16 protein-coding genes are annotated in these 13,932 nt (G+C 68.9%); 4 read left to right on the top strand and 12 right to left on the bottom strand.

Features of this window, described 5'->3' with window-relative positions; genetic code table 11:
• Position 1: 1 nt before the first annotated feature.
• Positions 2-592: a hypothetical protein gene (locus NKI68_RS17155; RefSeq protein ID WP_254544343.1), complete on the top strand. Its 591-nt coding sequence runs from the start codon at positions 2-4 to the stop codon at positions 590-592.
• On the opposite strand, the gene moaC is transcribed toward NKI68_RS17155, so the two are convergent.
• The 6 genes from moaC to NKI68_RS17125 all read right to left on the bottom strand — a co-directional run bounded on the left by moaC (position 593) and on the right by NKI68_RS17125 (position 5,154).
• A complete protein-coding gene (gene moaC / locus NKI68_RS17150; protein WP_254544342.1) occupies positions 593-1,114 on the bottom strand; it encodes a cyclic pyranopterin monophosphate synthase MoaC in 522 nt (173 codons plus the stop codon).
• The gene (locus NKI68_RS17145; RefSeq protein WP_254544341.1) at positions 1,111-2,547 is read right to left on the bottom strand and encodes an NAD(P)H-hydrate dehydratase; all 1,437 of its coding nucleotides are present in this window, start codon (positions 2,545-2,547) and stop codon (positions 1,111-1,113) included. Before NKI68_RS17145 ends, moaC begins: the two co-directional genes overlap by 4 nt.
• Positions 2,548-2,572: 25 nt before the next feature.
• Entirely contained in the window at positions 2,573-3,067 is a 495-nt protein-coding gene (locus NKI68_RS17140) for a double zinc ribbon domain-containing protein (RefSeq protein ID WP_254544340.1), read from the bottom strand.
• 155 nt (positions 3,068-3,222) lie between these two features.
• Positions 3,223-3,498, bottom strand: coding sequence for an acylphosphatase (locus NKI68_RS17135; RefSeq protein WP_254544339.1), 276 nt, complete (start codon positions 3,496-3,498; stop codon positions 3,223-3,225).
• Between the two features lie 37 nt (positions 3,499-3,535).
• Positions 3,536-3,976 (bottom strand): arsenate-mycothiol transferase ArsC, encoded by a 441-nt coding sequence (locus NKI68_RS17130; RefSeq protein ID WP_254544338.1) that lies wholly within the window; start codon positions 3,974-3,976, stop codon positions 3,536-3,538.
• Positions 3,977-4,239: 263 nt separating this feature from the next.
• The gene (locus tag NKI68_RS17125) at positions 4,240-5,154 is read right to left on the bottom strand and encodes a DNA-3-methyladenine glycosylase family protein (RefSeq protein ID WP_254546446.1); all 915 of its coding nucleotides are present in this window, start codon (positions 5,152-5,154) and stop codon (positions 4,240-4,242) included.
• Positions 5,155-5,236: 82 nt separating this feature from the next.
• Here NKI68_RS17125 and NKI68_RS17120 point away from each other — a divergent pair, with 82 nt between their 5' ends.
• Complete coding sequence (locus NKI68_RS17120) at positions 5,237-5,722, top strand: DUF555 domain-containing protein (protein ID WP_254544337.1); 486 nt, start codon at positions 5,237-5,239, stop codon at positions 5,720-5,722.
• Between the two features lie 26 nt (positions 5,723-5,748).
• Here the strand turns inward: NKI68_RS17120 and NKI68_RS17115 are convergent, their stop codons facing one another.
• The 3 genes from NKI68_RS17115 to NKI68_RS17105 all read right to left on the bottom strand — a co-directional run bounded on the left by NKI68_RS17115 (position 5,749) and on the right by NKI68_RS17105 (position 7,397).
• Complete coding sequence (locus tag NKI68_RS17115) at positions 5,749-5,985, bottom strand: UPF0058 family protein (RefSeq protein ID WP_254544336.1); 237 nt, start codon at positions 5,983-5,985, stop codon at positions 5,749-5,751.
• Between the two features lie 205 nt (positions 5,986-6,190).
• Complete coding sequence (locus NKI68_RS17110) at positions 6,191-6,373, bottom strand: DUF7836 family putative zinc-binding protein (protein ID WP_254544335.1); 183 nt, start codon at positions 6,371-6,373, stop codon at positions 6,191-6,193.
• Positions 6,374-6,422: 49 nt separating this feature from the next.
• Positions 6,423-7,397 (bottom strand): transcription initiation factor IIB, encoded by a 975-nt coding sequence (locus NKI68_RS17105; protein WP_254544334.1) that lies wholly within the window; start codon positions 7,395-7,397, stop codon positions 6,423-6,425.
• A 284-nt stretch (positions 7,398-7,681) separates the two neighbouring features.
• Between NKI68_RS17105 and NKI68_RS17100 the strand changes: the two genes are divergently transcribed.
• Positions 7,682-9,202 carry a sodium:solute symporter family transporter gene (locus NKI68_RS17100; RefSeq protein ID WP_438267786.1) on the top strand — a complete coding sequence of 507 codons (1,521 nt, stop codon included), beginning with the start codon at positions 7,682-7,684 and terminating at the stop codon, positions 9,200-9,202.
• Between the two features lie 137 nt (positions 9,203-9,339).
• On the opposite strand, the gene NKI68_RS17095 is transcribed toward NKI68_RS17100, so the two are convergent.
• On the bottom strand, positions 9,340-9,624 hold the full coding sequence (locus NKI68_RS17095) for a DUF357 domain-containing protein (RefSeq protein WP_254544333.1): 285 nt from the start codon (positions 9,622-9,624) through the stop codon (positions 9,340-9,342).
• A 58-nt stretch (positions 9,625-9,682) separates the two neighbouring features.
• On the bottom strand, positions 9,683-10,783 hold the full coding sequence (locus tag NKI68_RS17090) for an aminotransferase class V-fold PLP-dependent enzyme (protein WP_254544332.1): 1,101 nt from the start codon (positions 10,781-10,783) through the stop codon (positions 9,683-9,685).
• A 186-nt stretch (positions 10,784-10,969) separates the two neighbouring features.
• Here NKI68_RS17090 and NKI68_RS17085 point away from each other — a divergent pair, with 186 nt between their 5' ends.
• Positions 10,970-12,019, top strand: a complete 1,050-nt coding sequence (locus tag NKI68_RS17085) for an NAD(P)/FAD-dependent oxidoreductase (protein WP_254544331.1) — start codon at positions 10,970-10,972, stop codon at positions 12,017-12,019.
• Between the two features lie 10 nt (positions 12,020-12,029).
• On the opposite strand, the gene NKI68_RS17080 is transcribed toward NKI68_RS17085, so the two are convergent.
• A complete protein-coding gene (locus NKI68_RS17080) occupies positions 12,030-13,406 on the bottom strand; it encodes a UDP-N-acetyl glucosamine 2-epimerase (RefSeq protein ID WP_254544330.1) in 1,377 nt (458 codons plus the stop codon).
• Positions 13,407-13,932: the final 526 nt, after the last annotated feature.

Below are 13,932 nucleotides of genomic sequence, written 5' to 3'. Positions count from 1 at the left end.
CATGCCGTACGACCTGCGACCCACAGAACGCGAGTTGAGCGAGGCCCGCGGGCTCGCGACCGTCACGCTCGACGCCTGCGAGCGCGAGTGTCCCCTCGAATCGCCCCTCTCTATCGCCCTCGGGTGGAGCGACGGGGAGACCGTCGTCGAGGAGTTCGGCGGCGTCGCCGGGACGACCTACCCGGACGGCGAGGTCGAACTCGCGTTCAACGCGAGCGTCGAGGGCTGGGCGGACCGCCTCGGTCCGGAGGCGGCGCGCCTGTACGGCGAGGCCTGGTACCGCGAGCGTGTCGAGCGCGTCGCGTTCCGCTGGCAGCGCCTGCTCGCGTTCGCCGCGGGCGACCGACTCGCCGCCCGCGTCGTGCCAGACGCGCCGCGACCGTGGCACGGGACCGACCCGGACGCGCTCGACGCGCGGTGGACGGCGCTTCGCGAGTCGCTCGGCTCGTCCGAACCGCCCGTGATCGATCGCGCGTTCGGCGGCGTGGCGGCCGCGGTCGGCGGGGAACTCGCCCCCGAGGGCGACCTCCCCGCGCTCACCGATCTGACGCGGACCGACGTTCGGAAGGCGGGCGACGCCGCCCTGCGGTAGTTACGAGAGCGACGACAGCTCCCGCTTCTCCTTCGCGACGACGCGCACGTTCTCGACGCGCGTACCGGGGTACTGGCCGTCGTCGTCCTTCTCGGCGGCCTTCACCATGTCCCAGACGACGTTGAGGCCGGTCGTGACGCCCGAGAGCGCCTCCATCTCGCAGCCGGTCTTGCCGGTCGTCTCGACCGCGACTTCGAGGAGCACGCGGTCCTCGCGCACGTCGAACTCGGTGTCCACGTTCGTGATCGGGATCTGGTGGCACATGGGGATCGCCTCCCAGGTGTGCTTCACGGCCTGCACCGCCCCGACGCGGGCGGTGGCGAGCACGTCGCCCTTGCCGATCTCGTCGTTTCGAACTGCCTCGACGGTCGAGGGGCTGAGTCGGATCTCCCCCGCCGCGACCGCGCGTCGGGCCGCGTCGGGCTTCGCCCCCACGTCCACCATCTGGACGTTCCCCTCCGCGTCGGTGTGGGTCAGGTCGCCCCCGTCTCCGTCCCCCGCGCCGCCTTCCCGTTCGGTCATCGCTCCCCCCAGATCGCCGTCGGGATGGCGTCGAGCAGGTCCGAGGCGAGCAGGCCGTCCCCCCGCGACTCGTCGAGGAGTTCGGCGGCCCGACCGTTGACGTAGGGGGCGACGCACGCGGCGTCGAACGGCTCCCGCGTGGCGAGCATCGCTGCGGCGACGCCCGCGAGCGTGTCGCCGGTGCCGCCGACGGTCATCCCCGGGGTCCCCACCCGGCAGATCCGCGTCCGCTCGCCGTCGGTGACGACGTCGTCCTCGCCCTTCGCCAGCACGACGTGGCCGAGGTCGGCCGCGAACGCCTCGATCTCCTCGGCGCGCGCGCGGAGGTCGTCCGCGTCGGGACCGCCCATCTCCGCGAGTTCGTGGCGGTTCGGGGTGCAGACGAGCGTCGCGTCAGTGTCGACCTCGGGCACCACCGACAGGGCGTCGGCGTCCACGACCGCCCGCCCGTCGAAGGATTCGAGGAACCGCTCGACGGCCGCGAGCGTCTCGTCGGCGGTGCCGAGTCCGGGACCGAGGACGACGACGTCGTCGTAGCTCGTCGCCGTCTCGACCAGCCCGTCCACCCGTTCTGGGGTGAGCCGGTCGCTCCCGTACGGTTGAACGATGAGGTCCTCGGCGTACCCCTGGATCGGCGTCTTGACGGACTCGGGCACGGCCACGAACGAGAGGTCCGCTCCCGCCCGGAGCGCCGCCTGCGCGGCGAGCGCCGGCGCGCCGGTGTACGGCCCGCCCCCGACGACGAAGACGCGGCCCGCGTCGCCCTTCGTGCTGTCCGAGGCGCGGCGGGTCGAACCCAGGTCGCCGGGGCCGACGAACCGCTCCGCGGCCGGCGGGATGCCGATGTCCGCGACCGTCACGTCGGCGTCGAGCGCGTCCAGCCCGGGCTTCCGGTCGTGGAAGGTGACGACGTGGTCCGCCTCGACGGCGACGCCGGCCGCCTCGCCGGTGTCCGCGTCCACGCCCGAGGGCACGTCGACCGCGAGGACGACCGCGTCGGTCGCGTTCACCGCCTCGACGGCGCTCCGCTCCGGTTCCCGCGGCTCGCCCGTCACGCCGGTGCCGAGCATCGCGTCCACCACGAGGTCGGGCGTCCCGAGGTCGAGGTTGCGCGAGTCGCGCACCTCGCGGGCGTCGTACTCGCACTCGCGGAGGGCGTCCCAGTTCTCGCGGGCGATGTCGGTGGCGATCGTCCCCGCGCGGCCGAGGAGGTGGACGGTCACGTCGTAGCCGTCGAGAAAGCGCGCCGCGACGAACGCGTCGCCGCCGTTGTTCCCGCGTCCGGCCACGACCGCGACCGACGCGCCCGGGTCGACGAGGTCCCGAACGCGGCGGGCGACGGCGTTTCCGCTCGACTCCATGAGCTGTTTGCGGGGGACGCCGAGCGCCTCCGCGTTCTCGTCGACGGCGGCCATCCTGTCGCTCGAAATCATGCACCGCGCTTCGGCCGGCGGGAGATTAAGCCTGCGGGGGAGCCTCCCGGGCGCGGTACTCCTCCTGGAGCCGTTCGCCCGTGGTGTACGCGTCGTAGACGGCGTACAGCCAGACCGCCGGGGCGAGGACGAAGCCGATCCCGAAGACGATCGTGAACGCCGCGACCGGAAACAGGACGAGGAGTACCAGCCCCTTCACGACCTCGCCGTTCACGAGTTGCCCGACGCCGGGCCACAGGAACGACGCGACGGCGGCGACGAGCGCGCGGTTCTCCTTGACGGCGCGCTCGACGTCGGAGACGAGGTCGCTACTCGTCGTCGGAGCCCGACGCTGGCGCACCCCGCAGTGCGGGCAGATCTCCGCCGCGGCCTTGATCTCCTCGCCGCAGTCGCGGCAGTACGCCGTCGGCGTGCCCACGTCGTCCGTGCGGACGTTGACGCCGCACTCGACGCAGACCTCCGCCTCCGTAGCCAGTTCGGTTCCGCAGCTTCGACAGTATCTCGTCTCGACGGTTGCCATCGGGGACTCTACCCGGCCTTGCGTGCCGGGGAGCTTATACTGTTGGACGTACCGTCGTGACGCTACTCGCCCGGGTGGCGAGATTCGCGACGGACGTACGTCCGACGGCATTCTACTGTTGGTCGAGTATCGCCGATCCGTCGATCCCGATCCGACTACCGGCGCACCTCGAAGCCCTCGACGCCCCGCGGCTGCTCGTACTCCACGTCGACGCTCTCGACGCGCGCGAGGTCGCTCCCCGTGTGACACCACTCGACCATCGACTCGACGGCGTCCTCCCGGCCCTCGAAGACCGCCTCCACGCGCCCGTCGTCGAGATTGCGGACCCAGCCGCCGACGCCGCGTTTACGGGCGGCGTCCCGGGTCGAGTCGCGGTACCAGACGCCCTGTACCTTTCCGCTGACGAACACGTGTGCGCGGGTTCCGTTCATATCTTCCCGTGCGCCGTCGGGCGAAAAAAGTGTGCCCCTACGAGGTCGCCGTCTCGAGGTCGGCCTCGATCTCGTCGAACAGCGCGGTCACGCGCGTCTCGATCTCGTCGCGGATCGCCCGGACGCGATCGAGGTCCCGGCCGTCGGGGTCCGAGAGCGCCCAGTCGCGCACGTCGACCGCGGATTCGGCCTCGCTCAGATCGAGCGTCGAACAGCCCATCGTGGCGACGTAGTCACAGGACAGGAGTTCGTCCGTCGGTATCTCCCGCGGCGTCCGGGCGGAGAGGTCGATTCCCTCCTCGCGCATCACCGCGATCACCTCCTCGTGGACGTGCTCGGCGGGGTGGGTGCCGCCGGTTCGTATCTCCCAGTCGAGGCCGCGGCGCTCACGCTCGCGCTCGGCGAAGGCGGTCGCCATCTGCGATCGACCGGCGTTCTGGACGCACACGAACGCGATTCGGACGGGTGGGGTGGACATAGTCGGTGTATCGTGTCGGTGTCGCAGTCGCGCCGTCGCCGACGATCGGTCGGCGGGCCGCCGCGGTCGACGCCGGCGAGGACGGGGGTCGGACCGAGTGGTCGTCCCGCCCGTCTCGCCCGTCGCGCGTCAGTTGCGAGGACGCCCGGATAAACGTACCGTCAGAGGGATACTGTCCGCTATATCGACCTACGTAGTTCACCCGAGGCGTCCTCGTGCGGCTCGCCGCGCGGCGACCCGTCGGGGGTTCGAAGGAGCGCCTATCAGACCGCGCCGCCGGTCCGCAGGTAGAGGAAGACGTACGTCTGGACGTAGCCGGCGTACTCGCCGCCGAAGCGCTCGCGGATGGCCCGGGAGGTCTCGGCGTACCCGCCCCGGTCGCACTCGGGGTAGTACTCGGCGATGGCGGTTCGGATCCACGTGTCGAGCGGGACGGCCTCGAGGAAGCCGAGCGAGAACAGGAGCACGCAGTCGGCCACCTTCTCCCCCACGCCGACGAACCGGGTGAGGTACTCGCGGGCGTCCTCGTACTCGAGGTCGGCGGCGTCCTCGGGGCGTGCCTCGCCGGAGGCGACCATCTCGGCGGTGCGGGCGACGTACGGCGCGCGGTAGCCGAGGCGCAACTCGCGCAACCGCTCCTCGGTGGCGCGAGCGAGTTGCTCGGGTCGCGGGAAGGCGTAGTAGGTCCGGCCGTCGAACTCGACGGGGTCGCCGAACTCGCGGGCGAGGCGGGTCTGCATGCCGTGGATGCGCGAGACGCGCATCTGCGCCGAGCAGATGAACGAGACGAGCGACGCGAACGGCGGGTCCCGGACGAGGCGCATCCCGCGGTAGGCGTCGTAGGCCGTCGTCAGCAGCGGGTCGTCGGGCGTCCGCGCCGCGATCGCGTCGAGGTCGTCGTCGAGGCGCAGGAGGCGGACGAGGTGGTCGTGCGCGTCGACGCTCGACTTCCACTCGATCTGCCCGTCTCGCTGACGAACCTGGACGACCGCCGGCGCGCCGTCGGTGAGCCTCGACGGGAGGACCGTCGCGTACCAGGCGTCGCCACCGTGTGCGACCTCGTCCTCGAACATCCGGTCGTCCTCCCGCGACCAGACGTAGGTCTGGCCGCTCTCGACGGTCGCCTGCAGGTCGAACCCACCCGAGAGCGAGTCTACGGGAATGCTACCCGTCTCCATCGCGTGAACGGTCGTGACCCAGTCGCTTCCCCGTTCCGACTCGGGGCGAAGGTTCATGACACTTCACGAGAAATCGCATGGTATGGACTGTCGTGTCGTTGTCGAGGCCGCCGTTCCGGTGTACGACGTCGCGTCCGCGGACGAGGCAGTCCGCATCGCGATCTCCAAGACCGGAGACATGCTGAATCCAGACCTGAACTACGTGGAGATAACGATGGGAATGCGGGCGTGCCCGCACTGCGAAGGCGAACTCGACCCCGCGTTCGTCGCCGCCGACGAGGGGTTAGTCGCGCTCGAACTGGAGATGACGGTGTTTAACGTCGAGGACGACCAACACGCCGCCCGAATCGCGCGCAAGGAGATCGGTCAGCGAATGCGTAACATCCCCCTCGACGTGCTCCGGGTCGACAGGGTGGGGGAGGACGGCGAAGTGGACGAAGTGGACGAAGCGGACGAAGCGGACGAAGTGGACGGGGCGGGTGAGACGGAGGAGACGGACGGTCGCGATCCGGACGGTGTGGACGACGTGGAAGATGTAGACGACGGGCGTAGCGACTCGTCGGAGTAACAGTCGGGATAGGTCGTGTCGAGAAGTCAGTCGGCAGCCGCCGAAACGGGCTGTTCGTCGACGATCTCGAGTTCGGAGGTTATCCCGTTAGCGAGTGCGAAAACGGCTCTCTTGTGTTCTGTCTTCGATTTGTGAATAGACGTCGGCCGGACGCCGAGTTCGTCGTACGTCTCGTGTTCTATGTTGGTCTCCATCTGCTGCTGGTAGTGGTCTCGTACCTGTGCGAGCAGGCCATGAAGGTGAATGAGCTCCTGCTTCTTCATGCTCAGGACTCGATAACGACTGGGGGCATATAGTATTACCCTGAGTACCGTTAGCACATTCCTGTCTGAGAAGCCGTGAGACGGCCGGTGAGCGAGTTTTTATATCGGTCGGGCGTCCTCCGGCGCTAAGGAGGGATTAACCGGCGATAATCGGCAGTTAACCGCGAACGACGCCCCTCGAAACGGTGCCGAAACGGTGTGGCGTTCAGCCGAGTTGTTTCAGCGTCTCCAGGTCGCGCTCGGTCCGCGTGAACTCGGCCATTCGACGCGTGGCGTGACAGTTCGGACAGTGATACTGATCCTTGTGCGCCGGCAGGTCGCGGGGGGCGGCCTCCCACTGCTTACCGCATTCGGGACAGAGCAACCGAACGTACGTTTCGGTCGGCATGCATCGACGTGCGCCGCGCGCGGACAAAAGTCTTGAGCCTCGACTCGCGTTATAGCGCCGCCGTGACCTCGCTCGCTTCGAGGAGTTCCTTGTACCGGTTGCGGATGGTGACCTCGGAGATGTTGGCGACGTCGGAGACCTGGCTCTGGGTGACCTTCTCGTTCGAGAGCAGCGCCGCCGCGTAGATCGCCGCCGCCGCCAGCCCCACCGGCGACTTGCCGCTCAGCAGACCCGCCTCGCGGGCGGTCTTGAGCAGTTCGCGGGCGCGGCGTTCGACCTCGTCGGAGAGGCCGAGGTCGCTGGCGAAGCGCGGGACGTAACTCTCGGGGTCCGCCGGCTTGATCTCCAGGTTCAACTGCCGGATGATGTACCGGTACGTCCGGGTCAGTTCCATCTTGTCGATGCGCGAGACCATCGTCACCTCGTCGAGGCTGCGGGGGGTGCCGGCCTGGCGGGCGGCGGCGTACAGGGCCGACGTCGCCACCCCCTCGATGGAGCGACCGGGCAGGAGGTCCTCGTTGAGCGCGCGGCGATAGATCACGCTGGCGGTCTCGCGGACGTTCTCGGGGAGGCCGAGGGCGCTGGCCATGCGGTCGATCTCGCCGAGCGCCTGCTTGAGGTTGCGCTCTTTCGAGTCGCGCGTGCGGAAGCGCTCGTTCCAGGTGCGCAACCGCTGCATCTTCGCCCGCTGGCGCGACGACAGGGCCCTCCCGTAGGCGTCTTTGTCCTGCCAGCCGATGTTGGTCGACAGGCCCTTGTCGTGCATCATGTTGGTCGTCGGCGCGCCGACGCGGGATTTCTGGTCGCGCTCGGCGGAGTCGAAGGCGCGCCACTCGGGGCCGCGGTCGATGCTGTCCTCCTCGACGACGAGACCGCAGTCCGTACAGACTGTCTCGCCGTGTTCGGTGTCGGTAACGAGTCGGCCGCCGCACTCCGGGCAGGTCGTCTCCGATTCGACCGCCTCGGTTTCGGCGTCCGCTTCGGATACCGTTTCGTCGTAGGTTCGGATCGTGGTATCTGTCATGGTGATGGGTTGTGCTCGTGTCACTGCGAGGGAGGGAGAAGAGACAGACTCCTCACAGGGGCTACTCACCCTCAGTTAGTGAGCGAGATATTTAAACCCTTCGTTTTCTCGCGGTCAGAAATCGACTGACGAGGGCGGTATCGACTATCGAGTCGGTATTGTGATGACGGAATTTCCGAGCGTATCCCTTTATTAGAGTTTCGCCATTCTCGACGGATGTCGCCACGCCTTTGTACCACTGATTAGTACCACCCCTTAATGACCCAGACAGCGGGTGAGCGCCCGTGGTGAGCGCCGAGACCGCCCTCGCGATGACGTTCCTCGTCGTCGCGGTGACGGCCGTCGTCGGCGTCGTCGCGGCGCGGCGGGGTATCGACACCGTCGAGGACTTCATCTCGGCGCGGAATACGGTCGGGCGCGGTTCGTTGACGGCGACGATCGTCGCCTCCAGCATGGGGGCGTGGATACTGTTCTCGCCCGCCGAGGCGGGCGCGAGGTTCGGCGGGATCGCGGCCGTGGTCGGCTACGCCCTCGGGAGCGCGGCCCCGCTCGCGGCGTACGCCGTCCTCGGGCCGCGGATCCGCGGCCTCATCCCCGAGGGCCACAGCCTCACGGAGTACGCCTACGTCCGCTACGGCCCGGCGATGTACGCCTTCGTGCTCGTCATCAGCGTCGCGTACATGTTCACTTTCCTCGCGGCGGAGATGACGGGGATCGCCGGCGGGCTGAAGGTGGTCGCGGGCGTCCCGGCGTGGCAGACGGCGCTCGTCGTCGGCGGGGCGGTCCTGCTCTACACCGCCTACGGCGGCCTCAAGGCGAGCATCTTCACGGACGCGGTGCAGACGCTCGTCATCCTCCCGCTGCTCGCGGTGGGCTTCGGCGCGGCGCTCCTCTCGCTCGGCGGCACGGACGAGATCTACTCGAACGTGGTCGCGGCGGATCCCTCGCTGCTCGATCCCGGCTTCGCCGCCGGGGTCGAGTTCGGCGCGTACGTGATCGTCGCCATCCTCGCCGCCGAGATGCTCAACCAGGCCTGGTGGCAGCGCATCTACGCGGCCGACGACCGGGGGACGCTCCGCCGGTCGTTCCTCGTCGCGGCGGTCGCGGTGGTCCCGATGGTGCTCGTCGCCGGCCTGTTCGGTCTCGTCGCCCGCGGGCGGGGGATCGGAACCGAGCGCGCGAGCGTGGCGTTCTTCGTCGTCGTCCGGGACGCGTTCGCCGAGCCGATCGTCCTCGCGGTGGTCGTCCTCGCCGTGCTCCTGGTGACGAGCAGCGCCGACACGCTGTTCAACGCCATCGCGAGCGTCGTCACGGCCGACCTCCCGCGACTCGTCGACGCCGGGGATCGGACGCTCACGCTCGCGGCGCGACTCCTCACCGTGGTCGTCGCGCTCGCGAGCGTCTTCGTCGCCGCGCAGGGGTACAGCGTCCTGACGGTGTTCTTCGTCGCCGACCTGCTCGCGACGGCCACGTTCGTCCCCCTGCTCGCGGGGCTGTACTCCCGTCGGCTCACCGGCCTCGGGGCGCTCGTCGCCAGCGTGTCGGGACTCGCCGTCGGCGGGGCGCTCTTCCCGCTCACGCCCGCACCGCTCCAGGTGCTCCCCCTGCGAGCGTCGTTCTTCAACGCGTTCGTCGGGGCGGCGGCCGTCTCGGGCGGACTGACGGCCCTCGCCGCGGTCGCCTCCGGGAGGCGCTTCGACCTCGGGCGACTCGACCGCGAGATCGCCCGACTCGACGAGTCGGAACCGGTCGCCGACGGCGGTCAGGCGGGCGGGGGAGCGCGCGAACGGAGGGGTGAGCGATGATCCTCTCGCCGCTCGCGTTCGCCGCGCTCGCGTGGGGGTCGATCGCGCTCGTCCTCGTCGTCTTCGCCTACGAGGTGTACGAACTGGCGCGCGAGTGGGGGTGGGCGTGAACAGCGGGCGGGGCTCCGAACGGTACGTCAGACGGTGAACAGGTGTCCCTCGTCGGGCACGTCGAACAGCCCGATCCGCGCGCCGGCGTCCAGCCACCCGTGGCCGTACGAGAAGGACGCGAGGGCGTTCACGAGGTCGCCGCGCTCGCGGAAGTGCCGGCCGTCGTCGAGGTAGGACCGCGCCATCTCGCGGTACTCCGCGGCGGCGTCGGCCAGCGGCGATCCCTCGGGGACGGCCACGGTCGCGGCGTCGAGCGCCTCGGCCAGCAGTCGCTCGTAGCGGTCCGTCTTCTCCTCCAGGTCGGCGGCCATGTCCCGAGGGGCGGCGCGGGGACGGAAATCGGTAGCGGAACTCGGTGACTTCGTCACCTCACAGGGCGTCGAGCAGCGCCTCCACGTCGGACTCGGTGTTGAAGACGTGCAGCGACGCCCGGACCGCGTCGGGGTGGGGGAGCGACCGGACGACGATCCCCTCGGCCGCGAGGCGCTCGACGGTCGCCTCCGGGTCGTCGACCTCGAACGCAACCAGCCCGGACTCGGGGTCTGCCGGGCCGAGGTACCGGTCGCCGAGGCCGTCGGCCAGCCGCTCCGCGAGCCCCGCGACGTGCGACTCGATCGCGTCGAGCCCGACCGACTCGATCAGGTCCATCGCCGCCCGCAGGCCGACGTAGGGCGCGGGGTTGGTTGTCCCGACCTCCAGGCGCGCCGCGCCGGGCTTGAGCGTCGGCTCGTCGGCGTCGGGTTCCTCGACGCTCCGGTACCCGACCATCGCGGGCCGGAGGTCGTCGATCGCCTCCTCGCGGACGTGGAGGAAGCCCGCGCCCCACGGCCCGAGCAGCCACTTGTGTCCCGCCCCGGCCGCGAAGTCGGCGTCCCACTCGCGCACGTTCACGCGGGTCTGTCCGGGCGACTGCACGGCGTCGACGAGCACCAGCGCGCCGGCGTCGTGAGCGACGTCCACGAGGTCGGCGACGGGCAGTCGCGTCCCGTAGTTCCACGTGATGGAGTTGAAGCAGACGAGGCGGGCGTCCTGGACGGCCGCCGCGTAGGCGTCGCGATCGACGCGCCCGCCCTCGGTCTCGAGCACGCGCGTCTCCACGCCGCGGCGTTCGAGGTTCCACCACGGGAGGACGCCGGCGGAGTGTTCGAGGTCGGTGCGGACGACGACGTCGCCGGGCCGCCAGTCGACGCTCGCGGCGATCCGACTGATGCCGTCCGCGGTGCTCGACGTGAGGGCGATCTCGGCGGGGCGCGCGCCGAGGAAGTCGGCGACGCGCTCGCGCGTCTCCTCGAAGGTGTCGAAGGCGGCCGGATACGCCCCCTCGCCGGTCGGCGCGTCGGCCTCGTGGTACCGGACGTAGTCGGTCGTCGCCTCGATGACCGGTTCGGGACAGGGGCCGGACGCCCCGGTGTTCAGGTAGACGCCGTCGTCGAGCGCGGGGATCGACGCGCCGAGGTCTTCTGGGGTCACGGCCCCACCTGACGCGGCCGGCGGCGTCAAGGTTCCGCTCGCTCACGCGCGCCCGTTCGCGAACCGAGCCGCTCGCCCGTGAGTGGCTCACCTGTGAGCCGCTCACCTATCCGTCGGCCGGCGCGAGTGTGCGCCCGCCGTACTCGTGCGCAAGCTACAAAGCCCGCTCGCCGTGTAGTTGTAGCCATGACAGACGCCCCCCATCGACGGCTCGTCATCGCCGGATCGGGCATCGCGGGCCTCAGCGCCGCCATCTACGCGGCGCGGGCGAACAACGATCCGCTCGTCCTCGAAGGGCGCGAGCCCGGCGGCCAGCTGACGCTCACGACGGACGTGGCCAACTACCCCGGCTTCCCCGAGGGGATCAGCGGCCCGGAACTCGTCCAGAACATGCGCCAGCAGGCCGAGCGCTTCGGCGCGGAGATCGAGCACGGCGTCGTCGAGCGCGTCGAGCGCGAGGAGGAGGGCGGTCCCTTCCGGGTCGAACTCACGAACGGCGACGTCTACACCGCGGACGCCGTCATCGCCGCCTCGGGTGCGAGCGCGCGCACGCTCGGCGTCCCCGGCGAGGATCTGCTGATGGGCTACGGCGTCTCCACGTGCGCGACCTGCGACGGGGCGTTCTTCCGCGGCGAGGACATGCTCGTCGTCGGCGGGGGCGACGCCGCCATGGAGGAGGCCAACTTCCTCACGAAGTTCGCCGACACGGTGTACGTCGCCCACCGCCGCGAGGAGTTCCGCGCGGAGGACTACTGGGTCGACCGCACGATGGAGCAGGTCGAGGAGGGGAATATCGAACTCCTGCTCGACACCGAGGTGCGGGAGATCCACGGGAGCCAGGAGGAGGGCGTCTCGCACGTCACCCTCGTCCGGAACCCCGAGGGCCACCCGTCGGAGAGGCTCGAGGACCCCGACACGGAGCAGTTCGACCTCGACGTGGGTGCCGTGTTCCTCGCCATCGGCCACACGCCCAACACCGACTACCTGGCCGACACCGGCGTCGAACTCGACGAGGAGGGCTACCTGTTCACGAAGGGCGGCCGCGGCGGCGACCAGACGGCCACCGCCGTCCCCGGGCTCTTCGGCGCGGGCGACGTGGTGGACCACCACTACCAGCAGGCGGCGACGGCCGGCGGCATGGGCGTGATGGCGGCGCTCGACGCCGACGACTACCTCGACGAACTCGACCGGGCCGAGCGCGCAGTCGAACCCGCGGCGGCCGAATCGGACGACTAGGAATACACGGTCAGAGGTACTCGAAATCCTGTTCGCTACCACGGAAACCGAGGCGTTCGTGCGCCCACTCGAATGGACGCGACTCCCAGCGTTCATCGAGAAACGAGACGATCTGATCGGCGACGTTCTCGCCGTAGAGCGTCGGCCCCTCTCGAAGTCGGTGGCGCACGTCGTCCGATTCAAAGACGTGCTCGATCAGTTCGAACATCGCCTCGCCGTCTGTCGGCGGGACGAGGAGATTCGTGTTAGCCTCGAATACCGTCTCCGGTCGATCCGTATTGTACCGTGCGGTGAGGCAATACGTCTCGGGGATATGGTTCAACTCCTCCTGCATGCTCCCAGAGTCAGTCAGTGCAGCGAAACATCGGCCCGATCGGAAAAACTCGTATACGTGAGCGTGCTTCTTCCATAGTTCAGTGAAGAGAAGGTTCTCCCGTTCGTCTGCGAGCCGGAGGAGCCGGTCCCGGAGACCGTAGCTCTCGAGCGCCGTCCGGGTTGCGTTGAGTTCGACGAAGTTGACGCCGTATCCCGATTCGACCAATCGGATCACGCAGTCGACGATGGCCCGAAAGCGATCCGGGAGGAGGTTCGCGCGACGGTGTATATCGACGCGGATCCAATCGTCGCGGCGCTCCAGGTCGGGATACACGTCGAAGACCGATTCGTTCGAATCTACACCGCTCTTCATCTCGATCGCGTCGACGACGGAGTTACCGACTACTGGGATACGTTCGTCGCCGTGAACCGCGACCGGATATCCCTCACGGGCGAGATGCTCTCGGTTGAGGTCCGTCGGGGCGAAGTGATACAATGCCCCCGCTGATCCGACAAAGGTGTCGTACTGTTCGGGAAACGGTTCAGTACGGTTGAGCGACCATTCACCTTCCCACTGGCTGCGGATGAAGGCAGCGGGGTCGCGATAGTTTCCGAAATCAGGGGCCATACTCCTGAGTCCGGCCTCGTTGTGCGCGACGAGTCGGTTCGTCGCGAACAGCCACGCCTGGGGGACTATACCCGCCGCGAGGGTGTCTCCGTGAACGATAGGGAGGACCTCTGTGTCCGGATAGTCGGCGTTGAGACAGTCGGCGAAGCGCTCGATTTTCGTCATCAGTTCGGCTGTCTTTTGCGAAAGACCGCCTCGTACGCCGAGATCGACGGCGATACGATCTTCGAGGTCGTACTCAACTAACCCGTGGCCGAGGACGTCGTCGTAGTGCTGTCCCGTGTGGAGGACGAAGCACGGGACACCGTGATCGCGTGCGGCAGCGACAAGTGGAGCCTGCTTATAGAAGTCCGGCTTCGTCGCCGTGACGACGGCGAGGACGAACTCGCCCGCCTCCATCTGCCGAGCTAAACGATCGCCGTACACAGAAATGTCTCCCGTCATGAATGATGCTCCTTTCCCGATGGCAAGACTCTTTTGGTCGAATCTTCGGTACGCCACCACTAACGAATCAAACCCGCGGCGGCCGAATCGGACGACTGAACGGACGCCCTCCTCCGGGGACGACCCCCGTCTCCCGTCTCCCGTCCCCCGTCCCGGAAGGCCGAACGTCGAACGTCGCTCGCCGATCGCCGTTCACTGCTCGCCGCTCTCCATCTCCGACGGCCGTTCGGCAAGCAGCCTTATACCGGCGTACTCCCTCCGTTCGCATCGAGGAGGTGCGGGTCGGTCGGGACCGAACGCCGGGGAACGGGGACGAGACGCTCGTTCGCGGCGGATCGGGCGAGGAGTCGGCCTCACCCACCGCGACCCGACGTCCCGCCCGCTGCGCGAGAGAACCATGTCGAAGCCCAAGCGAACACCCGACGACGTCCTCGTGGAGTGCCCGAGCTGCGGCCAGACGGTCCTGGAGGTGTACGTCGAAGACGGCGAGTGTCCGGACTGTCGCGACGAACCGTAGCAGAACGAG

This window comes from Halomarina pelagica (assembly GCF_024228315.1).
Lineage (GTDB): Archaea > Halobacteriota > Halobacteria > Halobacteriales > Haloarculaceae > Halomarina > Halomarina pelagica.
The sequence above is the reverse complement of the archived record's forward strand: the minus strand, read 5'-3'. Positions and strand labels throughout refer to the sequence as shown.

What these genes read in the sequence shown, in the direction of transcription:
- NKI68_RS17155 (WP_254544343.1), top strand. Translation starts at nt 2, where the DNA reads ATGCCGTACGACCTGCGACCCACAGAACGCGAGTTGAGCGAGGCCCGC.
- moaC (WP_254544342.1), bottom strand. Translation starts at nt 1,114, where the DNA reads ATGACCGAACGGGAAGGCGGCGCGGGGGACGGAGACGGGGGCGACCTG.
- NKI68_RS17145 (WP_254544341.1), bottom strand. Translation starts at nt 2,547, where the DNA reads ATGATTTCGAGCGACAGGATGGCCGCCGTCGACGAGAACGCGGAGGCG.
- NKI68_RS17140 (WP_254544340.1), bottom strand. Translation starts at nt 3,067, where the DNA reads ATGGCAACCGTCGAGACGAGATACTGTCGAAGCTGCGGAACCGAACTG.
- NKI68_RS17135 (WP_254544339.1), bottom strand. Translation starts at nt 3,498, where the DNA reads ATGAACGGAACCCGCGCACACGTGTTCGTCAGCGGAAAGGTACAGGGC.
- NKI68_RS17130 (WP_254544338.1), bottom strand. Translation starts at nt 3,976, where the DNA reads ATGTCCACCCCACCCGTCCGAATCGCGTTCGTGTGCGTCCAGAACGCC.
- NKI68_RS17125 (WP_254546446.1), bottom strand. Translation starts at nt 5,154, where the DNA reads ATGGAGACGGGTAGCATTCCCGTAGACTCGCTCTCGGGTGGGTTCGAC.
- NKI68_RS17120 (WP_254544337.1), top strand. Translation starts at nt 5,237, where the DNA reads ATGGACTGTCGTGTCGTTGTCGAGGCCGCCGTTCCGGTGTACGACGTC.
- NKI68_RS17115 (WP_254544336.1), bottom strand. Translation starts at nt 5,985, where the DNA reads ATGAAGAAGCAGGAGCTCATTCACCTTCATGGCCTGCTCGCACAGGTA.
- NKI68_RS17110 (WP_254544335.1), bottom strand. Translation starts at nt 6,373, where the DNA reads ATGCCGACCGAAACGTACGTTCGGTTGCTCTGTCCCGAATGCGGTAAG.
- NKI68_RS17105 (WP_254544334.1), bottom strand. Translation starts at nt 7,397, where the DNA reads ATGACAGATACCACGATCCGAACCTACGACGAAACGGTATCCGAAGCG.
- NKI68_RS17095 (WP_254544333.1), bottom strand. Translation starts at nt 9,624, where the DNA reads ATGGCCGCCGACCTGGAGGAGAAGACGGACCGCTACGAGCGACTGCTG.
- NKI68_RS17085 (WP_254544331.1), top strand. Translation starts at nt 10,970, where the DNA reads ATGACAGACGCCCCCCATCGACGGCTCGTCATCGCCGGATCGGGCATC.
- NKI68_RS17080 (WP_254544330.1), bottom strand. Translation starts at nt 13,406, where the DNA reads ATGACGGGAGACATTTCTGTGTACGGCGATCGTTTAGCTCGGCAGATG.